The sequence below is a fragment of the Aliirhizobium smilacinae genome (assembly GCF_006335145.1).
Classification (GTDB): domain Bacteria; phylum Pseudomonadota; class Alphaproteobacteria; order Rhizobiales; family Rhizobiaceae; genus Neorhizobium; species Neorhizobium smilacinae.
The window spans coordinates 336351-362346 of record NZ_VDMN01000002.1; the positions used below are offsets into that span (position 1 = coordinate 336351).

Annotated in this window: 19 protein-coding genes; 8 read left to right on the forward strand and 11 right to left on the reverse strand. The window is 55.8% G+C overall.

The genetic code is table 11. The features are described from left to right. Positions 1–24: 24 nt before the first annotated feature. Together FHP24_RS12410 and FHP24_RS12415 are read right to left on the reverse strand one after the other, a co-directional pair. The gene (locus FHP24_RS12410; RefSeq protein WP_139676507.1) at positions 25–2151 is read right to left on the reverse strand and encodes a right-handed parallel beta-helix repeat-containing protein; all 2127 of its coding nucleotides are present in this window, start codon (positions 2149–2151) and stop codon (positions 25–27) included. Continuing rightward, positions 2148–3467, reverse strand: coding sequence for an O-antigen ligase family protein (locus FHP24_RS12415; protein ID WP_139676508.1), 1320 nt, complete (start codon positions 3465–3467; stop codon positions 2148–2150). Before FHP24_RS12415 ends, FHP24_RS12410 begins: the two co-directional genes overlap by 4 nt. 354 nt (positions 3468–3821) lie before the next feature. Here FHP24_RS12415 and FHP24_RS12420 point away from each other — a divergent pair, with 354 nt between their 5' ends. The 4 genes from FHP24_RS12420 to FHP24_RS12435 all read left to right on the forward strand — a co-directional run bounded on the left by FHP24_RS12420 (position 3822) and on the right by FHP24_RS12435 (position 7903). After that, a complete protein-coding gene (locus FHP24_RS12420) occupies positions 3822–5246 on the forward strand; it encodes a UbiA family prenyltransferase (protein ID WP_139676509.1) in 1425 nt (474 codons plus the stop codon). A gap of 136 nt (positions 5247–5382) precedes the next feature. Beyond that, on the forward strand, positions 5383–5793 hold the full coding sequence (locus tag FHP24_RS12425) for a GtrA family protein (RefSeq protein WP_139676510.1): 411 nt from the start codon (positions 5383–5385) through the stop codon (positions 5791–5793). A 3-nt stretch (positions 5794–5796) separates the two neighbouring features. Then, positions 5797–7119 carry an FAD-binding oxidoreductase gene (locus tag FHP24_RS12430; RefSeq protein ID WP_139676511.1) on the forward strand — a complete coding sequence of 441 codons (1323 nt, stop codon included), beginning with the start codon at positions 5797–5799 and terminating at the stop codon, positions 7117–7119. 37 nt (positions 7120–7156) lie between these two features. Beyond that, entirely contained in the window at positions 7157–7903 is a 747-nt protein-coding gene (locus FHP24_RS12435) for an SDR family oxidoreductase (RefSeq protein WP_139676512.1), read from the forward strand. A gap of 191 nt (positions 7904–8094) precedes the next feature. Here the strand turns inward: FHP24_RS12435 and FHP24_RS12440 are convergent, their stop codons facing one another. Then, the gene (locus FHP24_RS12440) at positions 8095–12369 is read right to left on the reverse strand and encodes a CheR family methyltransferase (protein ID WP_139676513.1); all 4275 of its coding nucleotides are present in this window, start codon (positions 12367–12369) and stop codon (positions 8095–8097) included. A gap of 626 nt (positions 12370–12995) precedes the next feature. Here FHP24_RS12440 and FHP24_RS12445 point away from each other — a divergent pair. The 4 genes from FHP24_RS12445 to FHP24_RS12460 all read left to right on the forward strand — a co-directional run bounded on the left by FHP24_RS12445 (position 12996) and on the right by FHP24_RS12460 (position 17844). Continuing rightward, a complete protein-coding gene (locus FHP24_RS12445) occupies positions 12996–13739 on the forward strand; it encodes a response regulator transcription factor (protein ID WP_139676514.1) in 744 nt (247 codons plus the stop codon). A 168-nt stretch (positions 13740–13907) separates the two neighbouring features. After that, positions 13908–14609, forward strand: coding sequence for a response regulator transcription factor (locus tag FHP24_RS12450; RefSeq protein WP_139676515.1), 702 nt, complete (start codon positions 13908–13910; stop codon positions 14607–14609). A gap of 250 nt (positions 14610–14859) precedes the next feature. After that, positions 14860–16167, forward strand: a complete 1308-nt coding sequence (locus tag FHP24_RS12455; RefSeq protein ID WP_139676516.1) for a polysaccharide biosynthesis/export family protein — start codon at positions 14860–14862, stop codon at positions 16165–16167. Positions 16168–16335: 168 nt separating this feature from the next. Next, positions 16336–17844 (forward strand): O-antigen translocase, encoded by a 1509-nt coding sequence (locus FHP24_RS12460; RefSeq protein WP_139676517.1) that lies wholly within the window; start codon positions 16336–16338, stop codon positions 17842–17844. A gap of 66 nt (positions 17845–17910) precedes the next feature. On the opposite strand, the gene FHP24_RS12465 is transcribed toward FHP24_RS12460, so the two are convergent. From FHP24_RS12465 to FHP24_RS12500, 8 genes are all read right to left on the reverse strand, one after another. Then, positions 17911–19107, reverse strand: a complete 1197-nt coding sequence (locus FHP24_RS12465) for a DegT/DnrJ/EryC1/StrS family aminotransferase (protein WP_139676518.1) — start codon at positions 19105–19107, stop codon at positions 17911–17913. Further along, positions 19104–20078, reverse strand: a complete 975-nt coding sequence (locus FHP24_RS12470) for an SDR family NAD(P)-dependent oxidoreductase (RefSeq protein ID WP_139676519.1) — start codon at positions 20076–20078, stop codon at positions 19104–19106. The genes FHP24_RS12465 and FHP24_RS12470 overlap by 4 nt, the downstream gene beginning before the upstream one ends. Continuing rightward, entirely contained in the window at positions 20068–20793 is a 726-nt protein-coding gene (locus FHP24_RS12475; RefSeq protein ID WP_139676520.1) for an acyltransferase, read from the reverse strand. Before FHP24_RS12475 ends, FHP24_RS12470 begins: the two co-directional genes overlap by 11 nt. Beyond that, positions 20783–21886 carry a DegT/DnrJ/EryC1/StrS family aminotransferase gene (locus tag FHP24_RS12480; protein WP_139676521.1) on the reverse strand — a complete coding sequence of 368 codons (1104 nt, stop codon included), beginning with the start codon at positions 21884–21886 and terminating at the stop codon, positions 20783–20785. The genes FHP24_RS12475 and FHP24_RS12480 overlap by 11 nt, the downstream gene beginning before the upstream one ends. After that, positions 21883–22923 carry a Gfo/Idh/MocA family protein gene (locus FHP24_RS12485; protein ID WP_139676522.1) on the reverse strand — a complete coding sequence of 347 codons (1041 nt, stop codon included), beginning with the start codon at positions 22921–22923 and terminating at the stop codon, positions 21883–21885. Before FHP24_RS12485 ends, FHP24_RS12480 begins: the two co-directional genes overlap by 4 nt. Next, on the reverse strand, positions 22920–23426 hold the full coding sequence (locus tag FHP24_RS12490) for an acyltransferase (protein WP_139676523.1): 507 nt from the start codon (positions 23424–23426) through the stop codon (positions 22920–22922). The genes FHP24_RS12485 and FHP24_RS12490 overlap by 4 nt, the downstream gene beginning before the upstream one ends. Positions 23427–23832: 406 nt before the next feature. Continuing rightward, positions 23833–24948 carry a glycosyltransferase family 2 protein gene (locus FHP24_RS12495; protein WP_246091723.1) on the reverse strand — a complete coding sequence of 372 codons (1116 nt, stop codon included), beginning with the start codon at positions 24946–24948 and terminating at the stop codon, positions 23833–23835. After that, positions 24941–25993: a glycosyltransferase family 8 protein gene (locus tag FHP24_RS12500; protein ID WP_246091724.1), complete on the reverse strand. Its 1053-nt coding sequence runs from the start codon at positions 25991–25993 to the stop codon at positions 24941–24943. The genes FHP24_RS12495 and FHP24_RS12500 overlap by 8 nt, the downstream gene beginning before the upstream one ends. Positions 25994–25996 lie beyond the last annotated feature (3 nt).

Sequence of the window (25996 nt, forward strand, 5' to 3'; positions counted from 1 at the left end):
AACACCGACCAGAGACATCCCATGTCAGTGTTCTCTCCCGCGGTTCGGTTTGAGGATTACACTGTCTTTATCTATCCCAGCCTTCTGAAGACCGCTCAGGCTCGTGTAATTTTCCCAAGGCATTATCCCCGGATTGAGCTGGAAGCTCCGACCGTTCAGGGCGCCGCTGTAGCGGTTGCGGGCGAATTGCACAAATCCAAGCCCATGATCAGGAGCATTGACGAATGCGACGGGACCGCGGTCGCTGTCGACCGATACGTCATTCTCCTCGATACGATTGGGACGGGCCCATTGAGGGCGCCACCCTTTGCCTGTCCCTTCGTCGATACGAAAGGCGGCTCCCGATCCGCGCGTTATGAAATTTCCGGTCACCACATTGCTCCACCCGCCATTGATACCAATCGCAGATACATTGTCCGAAAGAGTGTTTCCTTCGATGCGAACGCCGCTGGCCTTGCCGTCGGTGTAGATCGCCCAACTGATGGGTGACGGCCATTCGATGGTACTTTCATATCCGCGAGGCCAGAACGTACCATCGGGCCTGTTCATGAGATGACCGGTGCCTGTGACAAGATTATAGCGAATTCTGCAGTTCAGAACGTCTCCCTGCTCGCCCATCATCTTGATTGCACCGCCATCCGCCGTCTTCTGGTTGGCGTTGCGCAGGACATTATATTCGATGACCACGTCATGCACGGCGTCCTGCGGCCCCCACGAGGATCCACCGCCGATCCCAAACTGCGCAGCATTTTCTATAAGGTTGTGGGCGATGCGAAGATTACTTGCTGCCTGAAATGTTATCCCTGCCGTCTCGTAATATGTTTTTCCGATATCATGGATATGGTTCGACAGAATTCTGGCGCCGCTCGATTTGCCGAAACTGCCATAGGTCGTACCCAGGTAAATTCCGTTGCCGGCAACATCCCCGATCTCGTTGCCGGCAATCAGCACATTATCGCTCTCGGATACGTGAATACCGACCCCGACATTGTCAATGGAGTTGCCGAGCAGCATGACCCGATCCGAGTGTTCGAGCCGTATGGCGCCATACCCTCTGGTTTCCGTCATGAACTTGCCGCTGCCGAGGGGAGATCCATGTCGAAACTGGAGGCCTGCAACAATCAATCCGTCGGCACCCTCCAGCTTGAAGAATGTCGGCAGTATACCAGCAACAACTGTGGCGTCGGGAAATCTCCGGTCGGCGGGCATGTATTCGATCTGCCCTGCAGCGGAATCATACCACCACTCGCCCGGAGCATCGAGAAAGACGGACGCTCCGGTTAGAAAATAGCGGCTGCCTTCTGCGGTAAAAAAATATGGGGTACCCTTCGTATGCACTGTCATAGTTTTGCCGTCGATCGCAACCACCGGGAGAGTATCACTGCCCCACTGACTGCCAGGATGGAAACCACCGACGATATTGGCGACAAGGGTTGCGGCGTCTTTCAAGCTAGGAAAATCGCCGGCGTGAAAGCAAAAGCTGGTATCCCCCTTCCCGGCATCGATGCTCGGCCCACACTTTGCTGCAAACAGCCATCCCTTGGTTGGATCTCCGTCAAGCGGGGCATTCGGAAAGCGCGCCTGGGTCTGCAACCCTCCATTGACGAACAGGTCTCCTACTTCTTCGCCTGGGGGCAGCATCAGTGGCGCAGTCCAGCGGCCATCGGCTTGCGCCACCCAGCCGAGAACGCGTGGGCCACCGTGTAGCACCGGTGTTGCGTTACATCTTGCCGTGATGAGAAGATCGGCATCGCGAGAGTCGAATATTATTGGCCGAGCCAGATAATAATCTCCGTCGCCCATCGCGATGGTGCTGTCGCCACCCTTATCACGCGCGGCATCCCGAGCTTTTTCAAGGCTGGCAAAAGGTCCGTCGGTTCGCTGAGAATTTGGTTCCGGACTGGACCCGCTCCAGGCATCGTCGCCATCTGGCGAAACGTAAAATATGGTACGGGTTGTTGACGTACTGATTGAAATATCGCCCGGGGCTGACCTCGCCGTAACAGAGGTTTTCACGCAGGTTGTGTCCCTGATCCGATCCCGCACGCGGTCGGGAGCAGTTTCGCCGAGATCTGTTGGTGCCGATCTGCCTGCCTGCGAAAAAAACGCGGCAAGAGAAATACTCAAGATCAGTACAGAGCCCAGCCTCATGAGACCTGTAACTCCACTGTGAAGCCTCGCGTCCGAGCATAGATGTGAGGGTACGGATTTAACGAAACAGCAGGCGCGTGTAGCGAGAACATGATGACGCCCGTCGCGAACAGAATGAAGATGGCGTCATTCTGGATCAGAAACAGGCTTTCGGTCAGGTTCATCACCAGCATCATGACCGTGTAGACATTCAGCCAAAGCCATCCAAAAGACGGATCGCGGCATTGAAGGACGGCGCCTTGGTACACCGCCCGCACAAGCAGAATGACAAAGAGCATCATTCCACACAATCCGAAGCTCAACATCGTGTCGCGGAAACCGTTATGGGCGTGGGGAGCCTGCCACAGGATTTTTGACCAGATAGCCCATGCGGAGGGATTGGCTTCGGTCCAGAAGGCTTGATAGCCGTAACCGAACAGCAGGTGATCGGCTATCTGACGATCGACCAGCTCCCACAGCGGCACGCGACCCGTCAAGGTCGCATCCTTCCCGAGCGCCTCCAGGAACGGCACCAGAAACTCGTGAAGCAAGATAAGAATACCGACAGAAAACTGGAGAGATACCAGGATGATAACCACGCGGCCGATGCCGCGGGTTCGCTGCAATATGGTGTAAAATCCGATCAGGCAGTACACCGATCCGGTCGCGATCATCGCCGTCATCGATCCGGAGCCTGCCAGGCAAATCCCGCCTGCAACCAGCAAGACGAAGGCGGTTCGCCGCAAACCTAAGGTCCCGTCCAGGAGAACGATCGTCGCCACAAGCAGCATCATGCAGGCGAACCAGCCGAGACTGTTCTTGTTGATAAAGACCCCGCGCATCGCACCATCCCCCGGCATGCGGGCAAGCTCCGGCGATACTGCAAGCATCGCCACGCTGAGGACGATACACACGCCCAAGGTCGCGAATACGATCAGAAGCAACTGTCGCGGCGTAAAGCGTATCGCCAATGCATAGGCCAGGAGCACGGTAAACAAAAGGCCGACCGCGCGTCTCAGTGTCGTCGATGGTCCTACAGACCAAAGCACAGACAAGAATGGCAATGCAAGGATGACAGGCAACAGCAGGTTCCGCCGGACCGCGATGAGAAATTGCCGGCTGTTTCGTATCACGATCAGGCCGGCAAAAGCGTATACGGGCAGGCAAATCAGACGCAACTTGGCCTTGGCCGGATCGCCCAATGCTCCGTCGGCATCTGTCAACAAGAGCGGGAAAAAGGCACCCATCTGAAGGAAAAGGGATATACCAGCACCCCAGCATTCCATGGCTCGCCAATCGACGGCTAGCCCGCTCGCTGTTCTTTGAAAAACTTTCATCAACGGCGGCCCAAGAGCTTAGCGAGCAGGGATGGTCCCGGGAAAATGCTGAACATTGCATTGTACCCGACGGCAGCATGTTATTTTCATTTACCCACATCCGAAGCGCAAGTCGTACAAACGGGGCTTGCCTACCTCGAACGCACTATCCTCCTGGTATAAATGTCGCCGCGCTCATGCTTTCGGCTCCCCGCGCTTCACCGAACGCAGTAAGTCCCCCCACCATGGGCGATCTACCTTGGAACGATCGGGTAACTTAAGCTGGATAACAGCAATTTAATCTTCAGGCGTCATTCGGCTTCTCGCCGAAGGACTCACTATGATGAAACGACGCTGTAGCGAAGAGGTGCAGCAATGGGTGACTTGCCTATACTTGCTGTGGATCTCGATAAGACGCTCATAAAAGGCGATCTCCTTTACGAATCCTTTTGGGAGTGCGCGTCAAAAGATCTTTGGGCGCTCTTGCAGGTAGTTGGCTCGCTCACGGCTGGAAAAGCGCGATTTAAGGCAAATCTGGCGCGAAATACTGCGATCGATCCGGCTTTGCTCGCCTATAACAACAGTGTTCTGGAGTACATAAAGGAATGGCGCGAGCGAGGTGGCAGGGCAGTTCTCGTCACCGCCACGGATCAGTCAATCGCCAATGCTACAGCGCATCATCTTGGGCTTTTCGATGAGGTTTATGGCTCGGACGGCACGCGCAATTTGAAAGGACGCGTGAAGGCGGGTTTCCTCGTCGAACGTTATGGTGCGGGCAATTACGACTATATCGGCGATGCGCATGCAGACATTCCAGTGTGGAATTCGGCTCGACGAGCCATCACCGTTGGGCTCTCACCGAAGGATAGAGGACAAGTCCATTCGCTTAGCGGCGAGGTCATGCATCTTTCTGACCCGGAATATAGCAGACTATCCTATCTCAACGCCATTCGACCGCATCAGTGGTCGAAGAACATACTTGTCTTTCTGCCTCTTATCGCGGCCCACGAGGCGTCGATATACGTCTGGGTTGAAGCACTTTTCGCTTTCTTCTGCTTCAGTCTTGTCGCGTCGAGCGTTTACGTGCTGAACGATTTGCTGGATCTCTCCACTGATCGAATTCATCCCAGGAAGCGCAATCGGCCCTTTGCCTCCGGCGCGGTTTCATTGCAACACGGGACATTGATGGTACCTGCCTTGCTGTTGGCAGGATTGCTGTTCGGGCTTGGGGCCCAGCAACCGCAATTCCTATTAATCATGGCTTTGTATTACGCCACCACGATGATCTATTCCGTCTGCCTGAAGCGTAAGCTCATCGTCGATATCTGCGCGCTGGCCGGTCTCTATACGCTGCGGATCTTCGCTGGCGGAGCCGCGACTGGATTGCCGATCTCGGAATGGCTGCTGGCATTCTCGATCTTCTTCTTCTTCTCGCTCGCCGCCGTCAAACGGCAGGGGGAACTGGTCGACGTCGTCAAATCCGGGCGGGGCAAAGCCAATGGCCGGGGCTACGAAGGTGAAGATCAACTCGTTGTGTCGATGATGGCTCTCAGCTCCGGCTACATCGCAGTCTTGGTTCTTGCGCTTTACCTCGATTCCCCTGCGGTCCAGGAGCTTTACAACCATCCGGCTCGCCTCTGGGGCATCTGCCTTATCCTACTCTATTGGGTCAGCCGAATGGTCATGATGGCCCATCGCGGCATAATGGACGACGACCCGATTGTTTTTGCGATGAAAGATCGGGTCAGCCGCTATTGCGGCGTTCTCATCCTGATCGTCATCATTGCAGGGATTATGTGAGCCCATGCCTGAAGCGTCAGCGCACTTTCTAGATGTTCCCAAAGCAACCAGCTCAGATCACGTCTGCCCACCCGGAAAAACGGAGCTTCCTTCAGTCTTGGCGAAGATCCGTTGTCTTGTTGGATGGACTTGAACCATGCTGCAGCTGATAGTTCGCTACGCTCTTTTCGCCGTCGTTGCGACACTGGTCAATCTGTTGACACAACGCACGTTACTCGCCGTGTGGAGCGACGGATGGGGTTTCTCGCTGGCGATGTTGACAGGCACGGCAACCGGCCTCCTCACCAAATACGCCTTGGATAAGAGGTGGATTTTTCTCGATAATGCGGCCGGACGTGGAGTAGAAAGCCGCAAGTTTGGCCTTTATACGCTCACCGGCGTCGTCACGACGCTTATCTTCTGGGGAACAGAGACTGCGTTCTGGCTCACATGGAACACAAATCAGGCACGGGAACTTGGCGCTGTTATTGGCCTGACGATCGGATATTGGGTCAAATACAATCTTGATCGCAGGTTTGTCTTCCCCTCTCGCAAAGTGGAGGTTTGACCAATGGAGATCTCCGGCTGGGGGCGCTTCCCGAAGGCCGACTGCCGTATCAGCTTTCCTCATGACGAAACATCATTACGTGAACTTATTCTTTCCGGGCCATGTATCGCTCGCGGTAACGGGCGCGCCTATGGTGACAGCGCCCTCAATCAAACGCTCACAATCGATCTGACCGGTTTCAACCGAATGATTGCGTTCGACCCCACGTCCGGTGTGCTAACGGTCGAGGCTGGTGTCATTCTCGGCGATATTATCGAGGCAGTCCTGCCCCGCGGCTGGTTCCCGTCCGTGACACCAGGCACAAAATTCGTGACGATCGGGGGTATGATAGCGACCGACGTTCACGGAAAAAACCATCACAAGCACGGATCTTTCGGAAGTTTTGTTGAGTGGATAGACCTCATGATCGCCGACGGCAGCGTGCTACGCTGTTCGCGAACAGAAAATCCGGATCTTTTTGCCTTCACCATCGGTGGCATGGGTCTGACTGGGATCATCCTGCGCGCAGCCATCCGGCTAACCCCAGTGGAAAGCGGCTGGATAAGGCAGATGACGGTCCCCGCCCGCTGTCTTGAACATGCGATCGAAATATTTGAACGATCCGTAGATTGGACCTATTCGGTCGCCTGGATCGATTGCCTCGCACCAAAAAAAATGCTCGGGCGATCTTCCGTCATACTGGGTGAACACGCCAGGTATGACGAGCTTGGCGACCGGCAAAGGGCTGTCCCATATCCTGGCACCGTCACGCGCAAGCGGCGTGTATCGTTCGACGCGCCCCAATTCGCACTGAATCGCTTTTCGGTCCGCGCTTTCAACGCAGTCTATTACGCAAGGGGGCGCCACAATGCCGGCGACAGCTTTGTCGAATGGGACAGATACTTCTATCCACTCGATGCAATTCTCGGATGGAACCGGATCTATGGAAGGCGTGGCTTTGCGCAATTCCAATGTGTGCTTCCACTTTCTACAACCACCAAAGGGATCACAGAATTACTGGAAGCGACCGCTTATGCCGGCCAGGGATCGTTTCTTGCTGTGCTGAAACGGATGGGCGCGCAGGAAAGCCGGTTTTCATTCCCGATGGAAGGGTACACGCTGGCCCTCGACTTTCCCGCCAATACGGCCAGCCTTGCGCTGATGCAGAAGCTCGACGCGATCACCGTTGCCCATGGCGGCCGCTTCTACCTTGCCAAGGATGCGCGCATGAGCAGCACAACGCTTGAGGCGGCCGATCCCCGCCTCTCCGCCTTCCGCGAGATGCGTCGCGCTTCCGGTGCCGCAGCCAGCTTCTTTTCGCTTCAATCCAAAAGACTTTCACTTTGAACCTCTCCGCGGTTCATCAACGAAAGGGTCATAAACAATGCTTGGGAAAAGAAAGTCCCTGCTGGTCGTCGGTGGTACGTCCGATATTGCGAAAGCGACAGCGATCACTTTCGCCAGAAAGGGCTGGAATGTGACGATCAGCGGACGAGATCTCACTATTGCCCAGGCGGAAGCCGCCAATCTTGAGATACGCACGCCCGGAAGCACCATCACGGCCGTCGCGCTCGACGTTCTAGACACCGCCAGCTTCGGGCCGCTTCTTGGCAGCTTGTCCGCGCTACCAGATGCCGTTCTGTTGGCGGTGGGATTGCTGGGAGACCAGGTACAGGCTCAGCGTAATACAGATCATGCCGAACTCATTATGCGCTCGAACTTCGAAGGGCCGTGTCTCCTGTTAGGATTGATTGCATCGCGATTTGAGGAGCGGGGTTCAGGCACAATTATCGGGATTTCGTCCGTGGCCGGCGATCGCGGCCGTGCCTCCAACTATGTCTATGGTGCTGCCAAAGCCGGTTTGACGGCATTTCTCTCCGGGCTACGTAACCGACTGGCCGCGAACGGCGTTCATGTGCTGACTGTCAAACCAGGCTTCGTGCGGACGCGGATGACGGCGGGCATGAAACTTCCAATGGCGTTGACTGCCGAGCCGCAAGAGCTTGGCAAAGCCATCTATGACGCAGTGGAAAAGCGCAAGAATGTCATCTATGTACGTCCTGCATGGCGCCTCGTCATGACGATCATCCAGTCAATCCCTGAAAACTTGTTCAAGAAACTGAGTCTCTAGGATCTGGGATTGTGATGGTTTCCGACCAGTAGCGTCCTCATCCACCTCGGCCACGCCAGAGAAGGAATGTAAACTGCAGACGGCTAATCCGCTTTGAGATCGGCCGACCTCAAATCCAAATCTCAATTTGAAATTAAGCATGTAGCAAACGGTCACAGAACCCTTCGTGGTCACGCGGTAAACCGAACCGGTTACTCCTCGGCAGCGACGACGATGCGAAGGAGAACGGGCAAAGAGGTCGACCCCGTGCGACGCATGATCGACGCGCGGTGATTTTCCACTGTTCGCTGACTGATCTTCATTTCCGCAGCGATGATCTTATTGGGTTGGCCACGTAAAATGCGATCCAAGATCTGGCGCTGCCGTGTTGTCAGAACGCTGAGAGTCTTTCTGGCAGCGTCACGTCGTTCGGAACGTTCGTTGATACTGCGGGACGAAAGCAAGGCTTTTCGAACGCTCAGCTGGATCTCTTGTGAAGAAAACGGCTTTTCGACGAAATCAACCGCGCCGCGTTTCATGGCCTCGACCGCCATGTGCACGTCGCTGTGCCCGGTCACGATAATCATCGGAAACCGATGGTGCTTTTCCCTAAGTGTGCTCAAAAGCTCAAGGCCACTCATACCCGGCAGATGGGCATCAATCAGCAGGCAGCTTGCCCGGTCAGGATCATATCCTGCCAGATACTCTTCCGCCGAGATGTAGGCTATGACGGACCAAACGCCGTCACCAAAAAAGACCTGGATGCTGTCTCTTACTCCTGAGTCGTCGTCAATAATCTCGACCAGCGTGCAAACGCCGCTTTCAACCGAAACAGGGTCGCCTAGGGTCTTCAAATCTCGGACGTAAGTCTGCAAGCCGTCTACCGCACTCACGATATCATTGAGCTTCGCCGGCTTGTTCAAATGTTTGACTTTGTGCTGCGCGCATTTGCGCAATGTATTGCTGGAGATGTCGCCCGTCAGGATCAGCGCAGGGGCTGCGTGGCCCAAAAGACCACGAATATTTGTGATCGCCGTGATCCCGTCCATTCCCGGATGCAGATTGAGGTCGGCGAGAATTATGTCCGGGACGAACTCTGCGTTTTGCACGAGACTGATGGCCTGGGAGCCATTTGCCGCTGCCGCCACGACATAACCAGCCTGTTCCAATCCCATCTCCAGAAGATCGCGCATCCCGTCCTCATCCTCGATCACGAGTATGGAAGCGCTCGGGGCACTCGGAGTTTCACGCGTCGTCTGAGGTAGCGACACACGTGGACTTCCCACAAGCGACGTATTGATCTCGACCGAAAAAACCGACCCTCTTCCAGATGTCGAGCGAACGGATACGTCAAGACCAGTCAAATCGCTTAGCCTCTTAACAATTGAAAGGCCAAGTCCCAGCCCGTATTCTCTGCCTTCATGGCTCACGTCGACCCGATGGTATTCGTCGAAAACGTTGTCGATCTGATTTTCGGGGATGCCAATTCCAGTGTCCCACACCTGCAATTTGAGCTTCTCGCCCCTGCGCCGGCAACCGACCAGGACCCGGCCTTTCAGCGTGTACTTCAACGCATTGGACAAGAGGTTGCGGATGATCTGTTCCAGAAGACGGGGATCGGTATAAACCAAAAGCTGGCAAGGGACGACCCGCAGCTCCAATCCCTTTGCTCTGGCCTGGTAAGAAAATTCCCGCTCCAGCCGCGCGAGAATGTCATTTAAAGGAAAAATTTCGAGGTGGGGATGCACAATGCCGGCTTCAATCTGGTTGATATCCAGTACGGTGTTCAGGATGCCCGACATCGAGGCTAGCGTTTCCTCCATGCGCTTGACGAAAATGCGCGACTGAGGGTCTTCTGCGCTTTTTTCCAAAAGCCCATGGAGAAGTTTCAATGTCTGCAGAGGCTGTCGCAAGTCATGGCTTGCGGCTGTCAGAAATTTTGACTTGGCTTCCGTCGCAAGCTCCGCTGCTCTCTTTGCAGACTCTCGGCTCTCGGCGATTTGTTTCTGGACACTCATGTCAATGAAGGTGATCACCACACCCTCAATACCGCCTTGCTTCATGCGGTAAGGCTTGATCCGGCGAATATACCAGCGGCCGTCGCGTGCCGCAGTTTCCTTGTCGACCGAACCGCCGGTTTCGAGAACTGTGATTGCGTCTGTCCACAAACTAATGTCGTCAGCCAACGGGCTCAGGTCAGAAAACGGCCGACCAACATCTGAGGGCAAGATGTTGAAGAGCGATCGCATTGCGGGTGTGAAAAACCGGATTTTAAGCGCTACGTCGAGAAAGAGCATCGGAACGTCGGTGCTGAAAAGAACATTCTCGAGGTCGTTGAAGATGGACTGCTGGCGCTCCAATGTTTCGTGCAGCTGGCTATTCAGAGACGTCAACTCCTCATTCAGCGACTGCAACTCTTCCTTGGAGGTTATGAGCTCCTCGTTTGTCGACTGATACTCTTCATTAAGCGACAGTGCTTCAGCAGTGATAATCTTATGCTCTCGCCCGGCAATTTCTAGGCCACGGATGGCATCATGCAGTTCGGTACGGGTCTCCTCCAACTCGAGCTCGACCATGCGTGCGGTATCGGTGCTGCCACTTGCCTGAGGAGACGCCGATCCACGCCGGGGCAGTTCCTCGATAAAGCATATCAGGAACAGCTCCTTATTGTGGTCGGAAAGAGGATCGACATCGATGCTGAACTGCAACTCGACGCCGTCAACTTCTATTTTTGCGCCGCGGACCACAAACCTTTTATCGTCCCGGGCAGCACGATGGACTGCCGAGCGGATCTTATTGTGCAGGGACTTTGGCGTGATGGCATAAAGGCTGTGGGATGCGGGACCGGGGGCAAACTGAAGAAATTTCTCGGTCGGACCGATTGAGTAAAGATATTCACATTGGCGATTGATCAGAATAGCCGCGGGGATATGTCGGTCGAGCAAAGCCTGTGAAACGATATCGCCCAGCCTGTCCTGCTTTTCAGCCTTGCCCACCTTGCCAAGCAATGCCGTAACCAGGGAATTATTGATAGAGGTCATCTTGAAATGAAGATCGTCGGCAATGTGGCCTCCGAGCCGACGATAAACACGCTCGGTTTTGGAAATAAGCTTAAAGCGATCTTCCATTCCACCAACGGTTTCGGACTTCCCGATAAGCAACACACCATTTTCGCGCAGCGTAAAATTAAACAAGGCGAGTACCTCGTCCTGGGCATCTGGCTCCAAATAAATCAACAGATTACGGCAGGAAACGAGGTCCATGCTGGAAAAAGGCGGGTCGCTCAAGACGTTGTGGACGGCAAAAATAACGCTCGCACGAAGTTCGGCCACAACGCTGTAACCGGAATCAGTGCGGATAAAATAGTCCTTGAGAAGCTGAGGCGGAACAGTCTGGACCGCAGAGACCGGATAGGCCCCTTGCCTCGCAATGGCGATGGCGTCGGGATCGGCATCCGAACCGAATACCTGGAATTTGACCGACAGTCCTAGAGATTTGATATGGTGGAGAAAAAGCATAGCGATCGAGTAGGCTTCCTCGCCGGTGCTGCAGCCTGCAACCCATATTCTCACCGTATCGTCACTGAGCCTGCCTCGCATGAGGTCGGGGATGATGCGTGAACGAAGAAAATCGAAAACTGTGATGTCACGGAAGAACTCCGTGACATTGATCAGAAGGTCGTTTGCGAGGTACCGTCGTTCTTCTTCGCTATTGTTGAGCACATTGAGATATTGCTCTGGCTGGTCTGCAGAAATGCCGAGAATGGTGAGGCGTTTTTCGATACGGCGCTGCAGGGTGCCGTGTTTGTAAGACGAAAAGTCGTTCGGGGTGGAGCGTCTCAACAACTCAATGATCCGCGGCAGGAGTTCTGCTTTTTTTCGGTCAAGCATACCTGAAGGACTATTGGCGGCTGACGGCAAGTAACCGATGATTGCTTCGGCAATGCCTACGATCGGAAGGACGACAGCGCCCGCGGCAGCGGCGATTGCGCTCCGCGGCATCCCTTCGAATTCAGCTTCTTCTGGGTCTTGCACTAAGACCAGTCCACCAGCAGCCTTGATGATGCCTGCCGTGATCGAGCCGTCAGATCCGGTCCCCGACAGAATGACCGAGATTGCCCTGAAGCCGTATTCTTTTGCCACAGACCGCATTAGGAAATCGAATGGAAGCGGCACTCCACGCCGCTCCGGGTCCCGACTCAGACGAATTTTCTGTGCCTCGACGGACATGTAGACGCCGGGAGGTATGACATACACGTGTTCGGGCTTCAGATCGGCACCATTGACTGCCTGAACGACCTTCAAGGTGGTGACGTCAGCCACCAATTCGGCAATCATGCTCTCCTGTGCAGGGTGAAGATGCTGCACAAGCAGGAAAGCACATCCGGTGCGGGCAGGCAGTTCCCGCAGAAGTGCTCTTGTCGCGCTGAGGCCGCCCGATGAGGCACCAATTCCCACAACCTTGAAGTCGGTGTTTGCCTCTGGCATTGTTTTCACGTGAGCGTTTTACCGGTTTCCCCGAGCCAGCATCTTCCACATTGAGGCGCGTGCCGACCATATCCATAGACCGACAGAACGACCCCTTGCGACCGAGGACCGACGCGGCAGGCACCTTGAAACGTCGTGCAAATCATATTGCTGTAGGTTGTCGTCTCGGGCCGGCTATCCGGCTCTTCTCGCGCATGTTACCGCCCCGCGATCCTGCGGTTTATATGCGCTTAAGGTGTATCGTATCGAGACAATATAAGTCATAGGGATAATTGTCGACGTAGATTTCTAAAATATACTAATTTTTGCACTGCAAAAACACGCACCTAGCAATCTGTACAAATTATACATCAGTACATCCATAGGTATTTTCCGAAGCTTTCACAATTGTACTACTCCATCGTAGTATCACATTGTCGCAGGCGCTTAAGAAATTATGACGTGGCGCGGTGGCGGGACCAGGTTTCGGCGGGAGGGGTACTCGCCCGAAATGCAGGATATCATTCGAATGTCCTTACTTCATGCGCACAAGCACTCTCAATTTGGGGGATCAGAACAGGCGAACTGAAACGGATCGGTTAAGCTGACGAGCATCTCGGGGCTGCGATCCAATGGGGGAGAAAAAAATGTCCGTCGCCATCACAACATATAGTCAGACCCCGGCTCCGACCGAATTCGGCTCGCTGGTCAATTCTCAAGCGCAAATAGCGCCGCGACCTGAGAAGGATCCGCGGAAATTGGCCATTATCGATGATCGCGCCCTGGATCGCGAATGCCTGGCACGAAGTCTTGTTGCCCATGGCCTCGATATGTCAGTCGACGTATTTTCATCCATCGACAGCTGGAGGAAGGCCTTCAGCCCGCGTCACGCAGGTATACTCATCAACATTGGGCACGGCGACTTCCACAACGACACATTCCTTCATGATCTACAGAATTTGATCAAGGATTTTCCGGCCGTATATGTGGTCATTCTCGCTGACAACCGCGACCTTCGCCAGGTTTTGCGGGCCTTTGAAGTGGGTGTTCAAGGCTATATCTCTTCCGCGATAGGGTTGACGGTCTGCGTCAGCGCCATTTCGCTGGCTTTGGCCGGAGGCGCATTCATTTCCGCTGAGACCCTTGATGACCTTCCGCAACTTATGGCCATAGCAGAGAAACGTGAACGTCACCGCGCAGCCATGTTCACCCAGCGCGAGGCGGATGTAATTGACGCACTGAGCCACGGCAAACCGAACAAGATCATTGCCTACGAGCTCACGCTTCGCGAAAGCACAGTAAAAGTCCATATCCGCAATATCATGAAGAAACTGAACGCGAAAAACCGCACTGAAGTTATCTTCAAGATATCTGACATGTATCAACATTGAAGCCGGCAATGGCCCTCCCCCACTGATAGTATCCCGTTCCATCACCGAATGGTTTGTCTTCAAGATGAAGGATGCCGCAAGCCGGGTTGATGGGAAGCGTCCATGACCACTTCCGGATCAGAAAGAAAACTCGATTGATTGTCGGTGCAGCGTTAGAGGAGTAATCCGATGATGATGAAAGACGATAATGCTTCTCATCAGGCAGAATTCGGCCCAGGCTTTCATGCAGACGGGGGTTACGTCGCCCTGATTGACCGGCGGACGCTGGAGCGGGAATGCTTGGCCCACAGTCTGGGATCTCATCACATAAGCCGACGTATTCTGACCTTCGCCCACTTGCGCGATTGGGAGGCCTCGAAGGATAGCATCGGTTTGCCAGCCGTGGTCCTGTTTTATGCCGTCCACGTGCGGGACGAAGCGACGAGCGAGATTGCCCAGGTGGTAACTGCCGTCTCGCCAGCCGCTGTCGTGGTCATGTCAGATGATGAGAACGTTGGTGCAGTCCTCGACTTTATTGCCCTGGGCGCGAGAGGCTACCTACCAAACTCTGTCAGCATCGACATCTGCATTCAGGCCATCAGCCTTGCAATCGCCGGCGGCCGGTTCATCCCTGCAAGCAGCCTGTTGAACATCGGCAATGTGCTTGGCCTGACATCCCACAAGCCTTTGTCTGCGGTGAAGTTCACGCGCCGTCAGTTCGCCATTGCCGAGGCACTGCGATGTGGCAAGGGCAACAAGGATATAGCCTCGGAACTCAACCTGTGCGAAAGCACAATTAAGGTCCATGTTCGCAACATCATGCGGAAGCTCGGGGCGACTAATCGTACCGAAGTGGCCTACAAGCTCGGTGACATTGTGTGCGAACGATAGCTGCATGCCGTTCAAGGGGTTCGGCCTCCAAACCAGACGTCTGACAGGCTTATGATCTTCCCCACAGATAATGCTTTGCCCTACCGCCGACGGCCGCTCACTGATTGTGTGCGGTCGACTGAAACGGGCAGCCGGATTAGACATTAGATATTCCTTCATCATTAAGGATGAGGCCGACCGGGACACCTCCGGCTTCCACAAAGACCGTGCAAACAGCATACTGGCGCTGTGGCTTTCAGGCGGGACTGATATGAGGCATCTCTTTTGCAACCCGCGTGTGTTCCGCGCGGTTATGGCTTCTACATTAAGCGTTGTACTCGCCGGCATCGCGCCGCCGGCGCTGGCCGATAACATCCCGCTGGCACCACAGTCCAAGGTGCGAATGACGATCGTACAATGGTCTCCATCCAAAAGTCAGTATGAGCGATGGGATGCGATCAGTGGTGAATATACGGTCTCTGATACCAGCGCTCTTGTTTTACCCTTTCTTGGTCCCGTCCCGATTGGGCTGATGGATGTCACCGAGTTGGCAGACGAAATCGCCCAGCGCCTGCAGCAGAAAATCAGCTTGGTTCAGCGACCGACGGTCACTCTCGAGGTTATCGAATACCCGCCGGTATATGTCGCGGGGGCGGTATCCCGGCCTGGAGAGTACAAGTTCTACCCTGGTCTTACCGTGTTGCAATCTCTGACGATGAGTGGCGGGCCGCTACGCATTACAAGCCAGCAGCATTTGCAGACAATCAATCTTAAAGGCGAACTGCAAGAGATCGAACAGTCTCTCCTGCGACGCTCTGCGAAGTTGGCGCGGCTGCGAGCAGAGATGGAAGGATCCACCGACATCACCTTCGAACAGCCTTTGGACATGGACCCGCATTACGCTGCAGCAATTTTTGACCAGGAGCGGGTGATCAGTCAGACCCGTTCAAATGCACTGGCCAGACAATTAAAAGCGTTTGCGGAATTGGGCGACCTTCTGAACACCGAGGTCGATACCCTAAGCCAAAAGCTGGAAGGTGCGGAAAACAACATCAAATCGGTGGAAGATCAGCTGAACAGCGTCAAGACCCTGGTTGAGCAGGGTCTCGCAATTGCGTCGCGTCAGCTGGAGCTGGAGCGATTGCTCACGGCCTATCGTTCAGATCGTCTCGATATTCTCACTTCAATGATGCGAGCCCGTCAGGGGATCAGCGAGGCACGGAGAAACCTGGAAGGTCTCCATGACACGCGACGAAGCGAAATCGCGTCTGAACTGCAGGCAGAACAAGCAAATTTCGATCAGCTGAAAATGAAAAGGGAAACAACACAGAAGCTGCTCATCGAAAACCTCCTGGATGACGACCGTTCACAAAGACCAGGCGAAGACCTGCCGCTCGTCTTTACCGTGAGCAGACGGAAAGACGGACAGATCACTCAGTTTGTGGCTTCAGAGACAACGGCATTGGCTCCGGGTGATGTCGTCAAGGTTGTCCAACCTCTGCTTTCCGGCGGATCGTCCAGGGCCACGCCCGTCCCACCTCCCGAAACGGCAACGCAGCCCGATCAGGCAAGCCAGTGACGCAAGCTATTCATCCCTGCATCTATGTCCGGAAACGAGGCAGGCAGCAGGGACGAGTGAAACATCTATCTTGAGCAAATTCCTCCCTCGCATTTTGGATCGGTAAAAATGGTGTCGGCAACCCAGGTTTGAGACCCGCGCCTAAGCTCTATCCAGCAGGAAACCTCGATGACTTTTCACCTGACACCATCGCGCAGTCAGACATATACGCAGATCCTTAAGTCCACGATCTGGATGGGTGGTTCCTCCCTCATCAACGTGGCACTTAGCATTACACGCAACAAGGCTTTGGCTATTGTTCTCGGCCCGGAAGGAGTGGGGCTGATGGGCCTGTACGGGTCCATGATCGATATCGCGCAGGCCATTGCCGGTCTTGGTGTCGGCGGAAGCGGAGTGCGTCAGATTGCCGAGGCTGCGGGTACCGGTGATGACACACGGATTTCGCGCTCGGCAGCCGCACTTAGACACCTGTCAGTGTTACTCGGTTTGCTCGGTCTGCTGCTTCTTGCCGGGCTGGCATTTCCGATCTCGAATTTGACATTTGGCAACCATCAGCATGTCGGCGCCATAGTCTTGCTTGCACTTGCTGCATTTTTCAGACTCGTGTCGTCAGGGGAAACCGCACTGATCCAGGGCTTGCGCGGCATCTCAAGTCTTGCACGCATCAACGTCCTTTCGGGCTTGTTTGCTACCATTGTCACCATTCCTTTGGTTTACTGCTTCGGGGAGCAGGCAATTGCACCGGCGCTCGTAGGGACCGCTGCACTTTCCGCTCTTTCGGTATGGTGGTTCAGCAGACAGATCAGATTACCGGTGGCGATGCTGTCAGCCCGCCAGTTCGGCGCGGAATCGGCCGCCCTGCTTCGTCTCGGTTTCGCGTTCATGATAAGCACTCTGCTCACGTTCGGCGCAGCTTATGCCATCCGCATCATTGTCCTGACAGAAGGCGGCGTACAGGCCGCGGGATTGTATCAGGCCGCCTGGGCCATCGGCGGCCTTTACACCGGCTTCATTCTGCAGGCGATGGGGACCGACTTTTATCCACGCCTGACGGCGTCGATCGGTAATGAGGAAGACTGTAACCGGCTGGTCAATGAACAAGCCGAAGTGAGCATGCTGTTGGCCGGCCCAGGATTGCTTGCCACGCTGACACTTGCGCCATTCGTCATGAATTTCTTCTATTCCAAAGAGTTCGAGGGAGCGGTGGAGCTTCTGCGGTGGCTTTGTCTCGGCATGATGCTCCGAATTGTCGTCTGGCCGGCCGGCTTCATCATCGTAGCGAAAGGCGCGCAGAAGATCTTCCTCTGCACAGAAGTGGCTGCAACCGTGGTGCATCTGGGTCTGGCCTGGCTTCTTGTGCCTAAGCTTGGTGTGTCGGGAGCCGGCGTCGCCTTTTTCGGTCTTTATCTTTGGCACAGTGTGCTGATTTACGCGGTCGTGCGGCGCCTCACCGGTTTCCGCTGGTCTGCCGCCAACCGCCGGCATGGGGTGATCATGCTATCCCTCTCGGCACTGGTATTTCTGGCCTTTGGAAACCTGCCGCCCTGGCAAGCCATGTTGACAGGCTCGGTCGCGGTGATTCTGACGACGATCTATTCGCTGCGCATGCTGGTTCGACTGCTTCCACCGGAAGCTCTGCCGGCCGTTGTCAGGGGGTGGATCACCAGATGGGCGTAAGAAACGCATCATCCATTGGGCCAACCAACGGGCGGCCAGACTGGCTGATGCAGGACAGACGCCAGATTATGAAATCACAAGAGGGTAGTCTTCCGACATCACCGCGGCAAAATGCTGACGCAAAGCCTCGACCACGCGCAAAAGCTCGACATCTGTCATTCGGCTGAAGAGCGGTAGGATGATAGTTCTCTCCTGCGCTGATACGCTTCGGCTTAGGCGTGTTGCCGCGCGATGGCTGTCTTGACTGCCATAGGCTTTTTCCAAATGAATATTCATGATCCCGCGTCGGGTGGAAATCCCTTGATCGAGCAGCATTTGCATGACGGCTCGCTGATCCATCCCAGGAGGCAATCCCACACAGAAACTTTGCCAGTTGCTGCGAGCCCAACGCGGCTCGGTGGGGAGCGACAGGCCGATCGATGACAGCTGCTCGCGATATGCCTCGGCAAGCTGCCGCCGCTCCTGGACCAATCCCGGCAAGCGCCGCAACTGCTCCCTGCCGATGGCGGCCTGCAGATCGGTCATGCGATAGTTGTAGCCCAGCTCATCGTAGTCTTCGAATATAACCTGTTTAGACCCATGACGCGTGGCATCGGTGACGCTCATGCCGTGCTGGCGCCATAACCGGAACTTGCGATCGAATTCCGGACTGGAGGTTGTTAACATGCCGCCGTCACCAGTGGTGACCACCTTGCGCGGATGGAAGGAGAAGCAGGCAATGTCTCCATGCGGCTTCCCGATCTTTTCCCATTGCCCGTCCCAGAGGATTTCACTGCCTATCGCGCACGCTGCGTCCTCGACAACCGGTATGGAATGGCGCTTTCCGATTTCCACGATCGCGCGCAGATCACAAGGCATGCCCAACTGATGCACGCACAGAATTGCCCTCGTACGTGGCGTGATCGCCGCTTCGATGAGATTTGGGTCGATATTGTAACCGTCCGCCTCGATATCGATGAACACCGGCAGCGCGTCGCAGTAACGGATCGCATTCGCGGTCGCGATGAAAGAATGACTGACGGTGATGACCTCGTCGCCCGCGGTGACGCCAACCGCTTTCAAGGCAAGGTGCAGCGCGGTGGTGCAGTTTGAAACGGCACATGCGTGAGCAGCGCCGACAAAGGCTGCGAATTCGCTCTCGAACGCTGCCACCTCTGGCCCCTGCGTCACCCAGCCCGATTGGATCACTCGCCGCAAAGCCTCAGCCTCTTGCTCTCCTAAAGCGGGCCTGGCAACGGGAATGGAAGACATCGACGCTTTCATGCAGCCCGACCTCCTGCCAAAGCCATGCTGAGCCGCCACCAGGCGACGAGCTCACGTAAGCCGTCCTCCATCTGAATGTCCGCCTTGAAACCAAGCCGCCGTTGCGCCTTGGTCGTGTCGGCAAGGCGGCGCGTAACGCCGTTAACCGCCCGCGCAGGCTGATGCTGCGGTTCGAGTGAAACGCCCATAACTTTGCTGAGAAGCTTTGCGAGTTCCAGAAGGCTGGTTTCCTCACCGCTTGCGACATTGAACACTTCGTCGCTGACGTCGGAGTTCGCAGCCAGCACATTTGCCCGGGCAATATCGCGAACATGCACGAAGTCCATGGTCTGGCTGCCGTCCCCATAAATAACTGGCGGCAATCCGGCCGCCAATCGCTCCATCCAGCGGATCAGAACTTCGGTATAGACGCCATGCACGTCCATGCGCGGCCCATAGACATTGAAATATCGGAGCGCGACATACCGAAGCCCGTACATGTCGGCAAAGCTGCGCAGCAGACCTTCGTTGAATGTTTTCGCTGCGCCATAGAGCGTACGGTTGTTATAGGGGTGATGCGCTTCAGTGGTCGGGAAGCTGTCGGCAAGCCCGAGCACGGACGCCGAGGAGGCGGCAACGAGTTTCGAAACGCCCGCATTCACGGCTGCTTCGAGAACATTGAAGGTGCCTTCCGCGAGAACCTCGAAGGCGAGCCGCGGCTCCTCGGCGCATTGCGTGATCCGGATGGCTGCCTGATGAAACACGATGTCGATGTCCTGAAAAACGGTTTCGAGCAGGGCCCGGTCCCGGATGTCTCCCTCTACGACATCGATAGGAAACATGCTCATCGCCGTGGCAAGGTTGTCACGGCGCCCACGCACGAAGTTATCAAGGACGACGATCTTGCGCGGTTTTTCTCGGGCGACAAGATCGGCAATATGCGAACCGATCAACCCGGCACCGCCGGTAATGAGTATGCGCTTATCCCTCATGACACGCCTCGCCAGATGTCTTCACGCTGGGATCGGTATCCATGCGCCATCGCATGAACTTTGCCGGGACGCCAGCCACAACTGCATAGGGTTCGACATCGGAAACAACCACCGCACCAGCACCAACGATGGCGCCCTTGCCGACGCGCACGCCCGGAAGGATCGTCGCATTTGTTCCGATATCAGCCCAGGCACCGATGTGGGTCGGCTTGATCTCGAGATCGGTGCGGATGATTGGCACGTTCAACGGGACAGCGGTGTGGGAAGAGCCAAGCAGCTTGGCACCGGGTTCCCAACCGACATATTCCTCGACGATCAGGTCACGCGCATCGAAATAAGCCATCGGACCAATCCAGACATGATCGCCGATGATGCAACGGCCGTCGAAACGCCCCTGAATGTAGGCCTGGGAACCGATGAAGACCCCATTGCCGATTTCGAAGGTTTCCGGGTGCTTGAACCCCGCACCGCTTGCGACCCGCAGAGACGAGCCGCAGCGACGGGCAAGACCTTGCCAGATGGCGATGCGCATCGTGTTGTCGATAAAGCCCTCGCCGTTTGCAAAGCGGCCATAGATCTCGATCAGGCCAGTGTGCCCGTAAGTCAGCTTCAGTTGTTCGGTCAACGCCACTTGATAAGCGGGATCTTCAGGCTTTTCGACGCGACCATGAACGGCCTGCACGCGTCGCACCTTGCCCATGATATCACTCGACATAGGCACTCTCCATTGCCTCGACCACTGCTTCGAGTTGCGGCGCACTCATCTCTGGATAGATCGGCAGCGAAAGAACCTCGCGTGCTGCGGTTTCCGAGACAGGAAAGTCACCCTCTCTGTAGGCCAGGTCGGCATGCGCCTGTTGCAGGTGGACGGGGATGGGATAGTGCAGCCCGGACTGAACACCCTGTTCGGCGAGCGCCTGACGTAATCTGTCGCGGCCGCGGGATCTTATGGCATAGACGTGATAGACATGACGCCGTCCGATTGTCTCGACAGGTGTCGTCAGATCCGCCATCGCCTCAAGCAGGCCGGTGTAGCGGCTGGCATGGGCGCGACGCCTCTCTGTCCAGTCCTCGATATGCCGCAGCTTGACCCGCAAGATGGCACCTTGAATGGCGTCCATGCGGTAGTTGAAACCTTTCAACGCGTGATGATAGCGCTGTGCCTGCCCCCAATCCCGCAGCATTCGCATCGCGTGGGCCTGATCGTCATCGTTGGTGACAGCCATGCCAGCTTCACCGCAAGCGCCGAGGTTTTTACCGGGATAGAAGCTGAAGCAGCCGGACAGTCCGATGCTGCCGGCGCGGCGTCCCTTGTATTCGGCCCCGTGCGCCTGGCATGCATCTTCGATAATGGCGATGCCATATCGCTCGGCAATCGCGCTCAGCGCATCCATATCCGCCATCTGGCCATAGAGATGGACGGGAATGATGGCCTTGGTGCGGGACGTGATCTTTGCTTCGACCTGCGCTGGATCGATGGTGAGCGTCTGTGGCTCCACATCGACGAACACCGGCCGCGCGCCGGTGTAGCAGATCGCCGACGCGGTCGCGACGAAAGTGAATGGCACGGTGATGACCTCATCGCCGGAGCCAATACCGGCAGCGAGCAGGGAAAGATGGAGCGCGCTCGTGCCGGTATTGACGGCAACTGCATGTCTGACCCCGCAATAGTCTGCAAACTCCCTTTCAAAACTCGCGACTTCATCGCCCAACGTATATTGCCCGGAAGCAAGCACACCGAGGACTGCGGCATCTATTTCGCTCTTGATCGACGCGTATTGCGCCTTGAGGTCCAGCAACGGGATCATGCTATTCGCCTCATCTCTTCCAGTTCAATCACACGACCGCGCTGGGCGAGCGAACGGGTCGCCGCCTCGAGAACGCGAACCACACGCAACCCGGCAAGGCCGTCTGCAATCGGACGTTCATTCTGTTCGATACAGTCGATGAACTCGTTCAGTTCGTGTTTCAACGCCTCGGTCATATCGAGCCTGGGAGCGTACATGTCGCCGCTGCGATAACCGACGAGCATCTGGTGAACCTTTTCGCCGTACCCGGCATGGGTATTACCGTTCATGGTGATACCCTTGTCGTAGATCTTTATTTTCTCGCTGGGCTCCAGGTCGTCGTAGACAATCATTTTGCTGCTGCCGCCAACCAGGGTCCGGCGGACTTTGACGGGAGCCAGCCAGTTGACGTGAATGTGGGCGATCATTTTGCTCTCGAAGAAGAGCGTCAGATAGGCAATGTTCTCGGGCTCGCCCGTCACATGGCTCATCCCGATCGCGGAGACGGCAACCGGTTTTTCCGGCAGGACATAGTCCAGGATGGAGAGATCATGGACCGCGAGGTCCCAGATTACGCTGACATCGTGCTGGAACAGGCCGAGATTGACCCGGACGGAATCATAATAATACATGTCTCCAAGACCGCTATCGACAAGCTCCCGCATCTTGCGGACTGCCCCGGTGTGGACGAATGTATGATCGACAGCCAGAACGAGGCGACGCCGCAGGGCCTCTTCGACCATGCGCGAAGCCTCCTCGGCCGTCGCTGCCATCGGCTTTTCGACGAAGACATGCTTGCCGGCCATTAAAGCCTGCATTGCCAGTCTGAAATGGCTGGAGACCGGGGTGGCGATTGCGATCGCATCCACCTTCGGGTCGCGCAGAACCTCTTCGAAATCCGTGGTGGTCTTGACGGACGGGTATCGACCGCGAACACCGTCCAATCGGCTTCCATCGCGATCACAGACGCTGACGACGTCGGCACGGGTAGTTTCGGAAATATTGCGCACAAGGTTCGGACCCCAGTAGCCGTATCCGACGACAGCAAAACCGATCATCGTGTTTTCCCCACTGACTGCAATGCAGGTTGAACGTCGCCGACCCGACCGATTATCCTTGCCGGAACGCCAGCAACGATAGCGCGATCGGGAACATTCCTGGTTACAACGGCGCCGGCGCCGATTTGCGCCTCTTCACCAATTGTGATGCCGGCAAGGATAGTGGCGTTACTGCCGATCGAGGCGTGGCGCTTGACCAATGTGGGAACAACGACCCAGTCGGCCTGGGTTTGAAGACTGCCATCCGGATTGACCGCGCGCGGATAGATATCATTGGTAAACATCACGCCGTGTCCGACAAAGACACCGTCCTCGATGGTCACACCTTCGCAGAGAAAAGAATGGCTGGAGATTTTGCAATTGCGCCCGACCAGGACATTTTTCTGAACTTCAACAAAGGTGCCGATGGCTGTACCCGCGCCGATCGTACAGCCGTAAAGGTTCACCAGATCGGGATGATGGATGATTACACCCTGTTTAAGAATGACGCTGCTTGAAATCATTCTGCATGCCCCCTTCGCCACCCCGCTCAAAAGCCCGTTTTTGCCGGCGTGACAGCCAAGCGATGCATCAATAGCTTCGCTTGCGGGGCCAGCATCTGTCGTCCCAGAAGATTGGTTTTGGTGGTCCGAGTAAAGAAACACAAACGGCGAGGCAGATTCACCTTAAGGCGTATCTGTCCGCAATTTTGGCACGAGGATCAGCGGGGAAAAACGTGGTTATCAGAGCGACGTGAGTGATGGATCAGCCGCGGCCTGTGCGCTCGTCAACTGGCCGAGACATGCGCATACCAACTCAGTTTCCAGCGGCCGGACTGGCGCCCTCAAGCGGGTAAAATGGGTTCGACTTCGAAGCTTTTTAGGAAGCTTGAATGCGCATCCGGTCAGGTGCTGCGCCGCCGGTCGCCCGTCATTCAACGGATCGCCGATATGTGGAGTTCAAAACATTCCACCATCGCGGCCCGACAGCCTGCTTCAATGCCAGCTTGATCCAAGGCAACGAGTTGCGCCCTTCCGGATAGACCTCCGAGGCAAAACGCTGAATGACAGCAGCCGCAGCAATGTCGAATTTGTTGAACGCGGCGCTTGCCTGTCCGATTGCCTCTCGTCCGAGCTCTTTGGCAAGAAAACGCCGCAACGTCTCGTCGTCTCGGATGCCGGACGTGGCATGCTGAAACAACAGCTCGATCGCCTTTTTCCGCTGCCGAAGATCCGGAAGAATGTCATCCACGCAGTATTTCAGGGACATGTTTGTTTCATGTCTGCGATACACGGCATGGTCTCTGTTGATGAACCCCACGTTCGCATGAGAGGCAAGCCTGAACCACATTTCCATGTCGCCTGCGTGAGGCAGCTCCCTGCGATAGCCGCCAACATATTTCTGGAGTTCTGTTCTGGTCACAGCTGTCGGGGTGGGAACAATGTTGGTCGCTCCGCTCAGTCGGATGAATTCCGCTCCTGAATACACCCTGAAGTCTTTGACGCTGCTGGTACCGGCTGGATCGAAGCGCTGGGTCGTTCCATCCGGCTTGGCAATGATGGCGTTACCGAAAGTGAACCCGACATTTGGCTGGTCGAGCATCAATTGCGCCGATCTGCCGAGTGCACCGGGCAGAAGGTAATCATCTGCAGACAGGAGAAGAAACAGATCGCCCTCAGCCCAATCTATGCCTTCATTATAGGTGGCGATGTGACCCAGATTGACCTTGTGTCGTCGATAGATGACCCTTTTATCTCGATAGCTCAGATCCGTACCGACGGCGTGCGTGTCATCAGGGGATGCATCATCCAAAATGAGCACACGAACATCCACGCCCACCTGCGAAAGGACGCTTTCAACGCATTCTCGCAGAAGATGGGCGTAGTTGTAGCAAGGGACCACGACATCAACCCGTGCAAAGCGCGTTTGGGCAGAGCCGACAGCTGCTTCTGCGACGTGCGCTTGGGGCGCCGCCGCGGCCTGCCAGCGCCATCGCTGAAGACTATCGCCAGGCATTTTTTCCCAGCACGCTTTGTTCTCATCCATGGTCGAATCCCCGATTGACCTTTAGAGCCCTGAAGGAACGCCTTTGTCCAATCGACCTCACCCGAGATTTCATGCTCGTCAGCAACGCTGAGCGTGCAACCAGCCTGGAGCAAACCCGCTTCAACGCACTGGAGAGCCGCTCGCGATGTGTAAGAGCAAAGCGGGTCCGAGATCGAAAGGCATCGTAAAACCCGACGTTCGGGCTGAGGCTCCCCGACCTCCATGGCTTCACGTTGGTTACGAAGTGAACGATCTTGAGGTTCTGCTCGCGCAAAGTGCGTGCGATCACCTGAGACGGGTCAAACTGGAAATTCCAGGTTTGTTGCAGCTCTTTCCATCGTCCGTCACAGACGAAATTCAAGGCATCCTGATCGGCATATTCCGTCGTCGGAAAATGATCGAGATATTCCAGGGCACGCTCCGATATCCGCTCGCTGCGCCATTTTTCAAAGTCCAGAAAGATCATGCCGGCATTGAAGTATCGCTCGACCGAAAGACTGGTTTCGGGGGCCGGACTGCTCTTTGCTGCAGCCCTGTCTAGACAATAGTCGGGAACAGCGGCGATTACGGCACCATCCAGGTTCAAATCCCACAATGGTTCCAGTGTATCGAGCACAAGAACATCCGCATCCAGATAGAGCGCTCTGTCACATGTAGCGGGCAGGAAGCGCGGCAGCAAAAGCCTTGCGAATGTCATTTTAGAAACGCCCGGGCGGGTGGCGAACTGGCTGGCGAAGGACAGCGTTTCAATCGAATGCCACTTTATCGCTGCGGAATTTTCCGGCATAGAACCGGCAATACGCTGTTTTGTGGCCTCATCCATCCCCTCGCTGAGGACATGGATATCCAGGGGCCACGCCTGCATATTGCTTTCGGCCAAGGACCTGAGCGCGGTTGCCAGGGGCGCGGCAAATGCAGCGTCAGCTGCGAACACGATGGGACCAAACGCCTGTTTTGTGTTCAAAGGGGCCGCCGCAAGCTCATCCCCTGCCCCTGCCTCCAAGGCAGCCGACATTTGGCCTGATTGACTGGTGCCGGCGTCCATTGG

Bases quoted from the DNA above. Each gene is read 5' to 3' on its own strand.
- FHP24_RS12410 (WP_139676507.1), bottom strand. From the start codon at position 2,151: ATGAGGCTGGGCTCTGTACTGATCTTGAGTATTTCTCTTGCCGCGTTT.
- FHP24_RS12415 (WP_139676508.1), bottom strand. From the start codon at position 3,467: ATGAAAGTTTTTCAAAGAACAGCGAGCGGGCTAGCCGTCGATTGGCGA.
- FHP24_RS12420 (WP_139676509.1), top strand. From the start codon at position 3,822: ATGGGTGACTTGCCTATACTTGCTGTGGATCTCGATAAGACGCTCATA.
- FHP24_RS12425 (WP_139676510.1), top strand. From the start codon at position 5,383: ATGCTGCAGCTGATAGTTCGCTACGCTCTTTTCGCCGTCGTTGCGACA.
- FHP24_RS12430 (WP_139676511.1), top strand. From the start codon at position 5,797: ATGGAGATCTCCGGCTGGGGGCGCTTCCCGAAGGCCGACTGCCGTATC.
- FHP24_RS12435 (WP_139676512.1), top strand. From the start codon at position 7,157: ATGCTTGGGAAAAGAAAGTCCCTGCTGGTCGTCGGTGGTACGTCCGAT.
- FHP24_RS12440 (WP_139676513.1), bottom strand. From the start codon at position 12,369: ATGCCAGAGGCAAACACCGACTTCAAGGTTGTGGGAATTGGTGCCTCA.
- FHP24_RS12445 (WP_139676514.1), top strand. From the start codon at position 12,996: ATGTCCGTCGCCATCACAACATATAGTCAGACCCCGGCTCCGACCGAA.
- FHP24_RS12450 (WP_139676515.1), top strand. From the start codon at position 13,908: ATGATGATGAAAGACGATAATGCTTCTCATCAGGCAGAATTCGGCCCA.
- FHP24_RS12455 (WP_139676516.1), top strand. From the start codon at position 14,860: ATGAGGCATCTCTTTTGCAACCCGCGTGTGTTCCGCGCGGTTATGGCT.
- FHP24_RS12460 (WP_139676517.1), top strand. From the start codon at position 16,336: ATGACTTTTCACCTGACACCATCGCGCAGTCAGACATATACGCAGATC.
- FHP24_RS12465 (WP_139676518.1), bottom strand. From the start codon at position 19,107: ATGAAAGCGTCGATGTCTTCCATTCCCGTTGCCAGGCCCGCTTTAGGA.
- FHP24_RS12470 (WP_139676519.1), bottom strand. From the start codon at position 20,078: ATGAGGGATAAGCGCATACTCATTACCGGCGGTGCCGGGTTGATCGGT.
- FHP24_RS12475 (WP_139676520.1), bottom strand. From the start codon at position 20,793: ATGTCGAGTGATATCATGGGCAAGGTGCGACGCGTGCAGGCCGTTCAT.
- FHP24_RS12480 (WP_139676521.1), bottom strand. From the start codon at position 21,886: ATGATCCCGTTGCTGGACCTCAAGGCGCAATACGCGTCGATCAAGAGC.
- FHP24_RS12485 (WP_139676522.1), bottom strand. From the start codon at position 22,923: ATGATCGGTTTTGCTGTCGTCGGATACGGCTACTGGGGTCCGAACCTT.
- FHP24_RS12490 (WP_139676523.1), bottom strand. From the start codon at position 23,426: ATGATTTCAAGCAGCGTCATTCTTAAACAGGGTGTAATCATCCATCAT.
- FHP24_RS12495 (WP_246091723.1), bottom strand. From the start codon at position 24,948: ATGGATGAGAACAAAGCGTGCTGGGAAAAAATGCCTGGCGATAGTCTT.
- FHP24_RS12500 (WP_246091724.1), bottom strand. From the start codon at position 25,993: ATGGACGCCGGCACCAGTCAATCAGGCCAAATGTCGGCTGCCTTGGAG.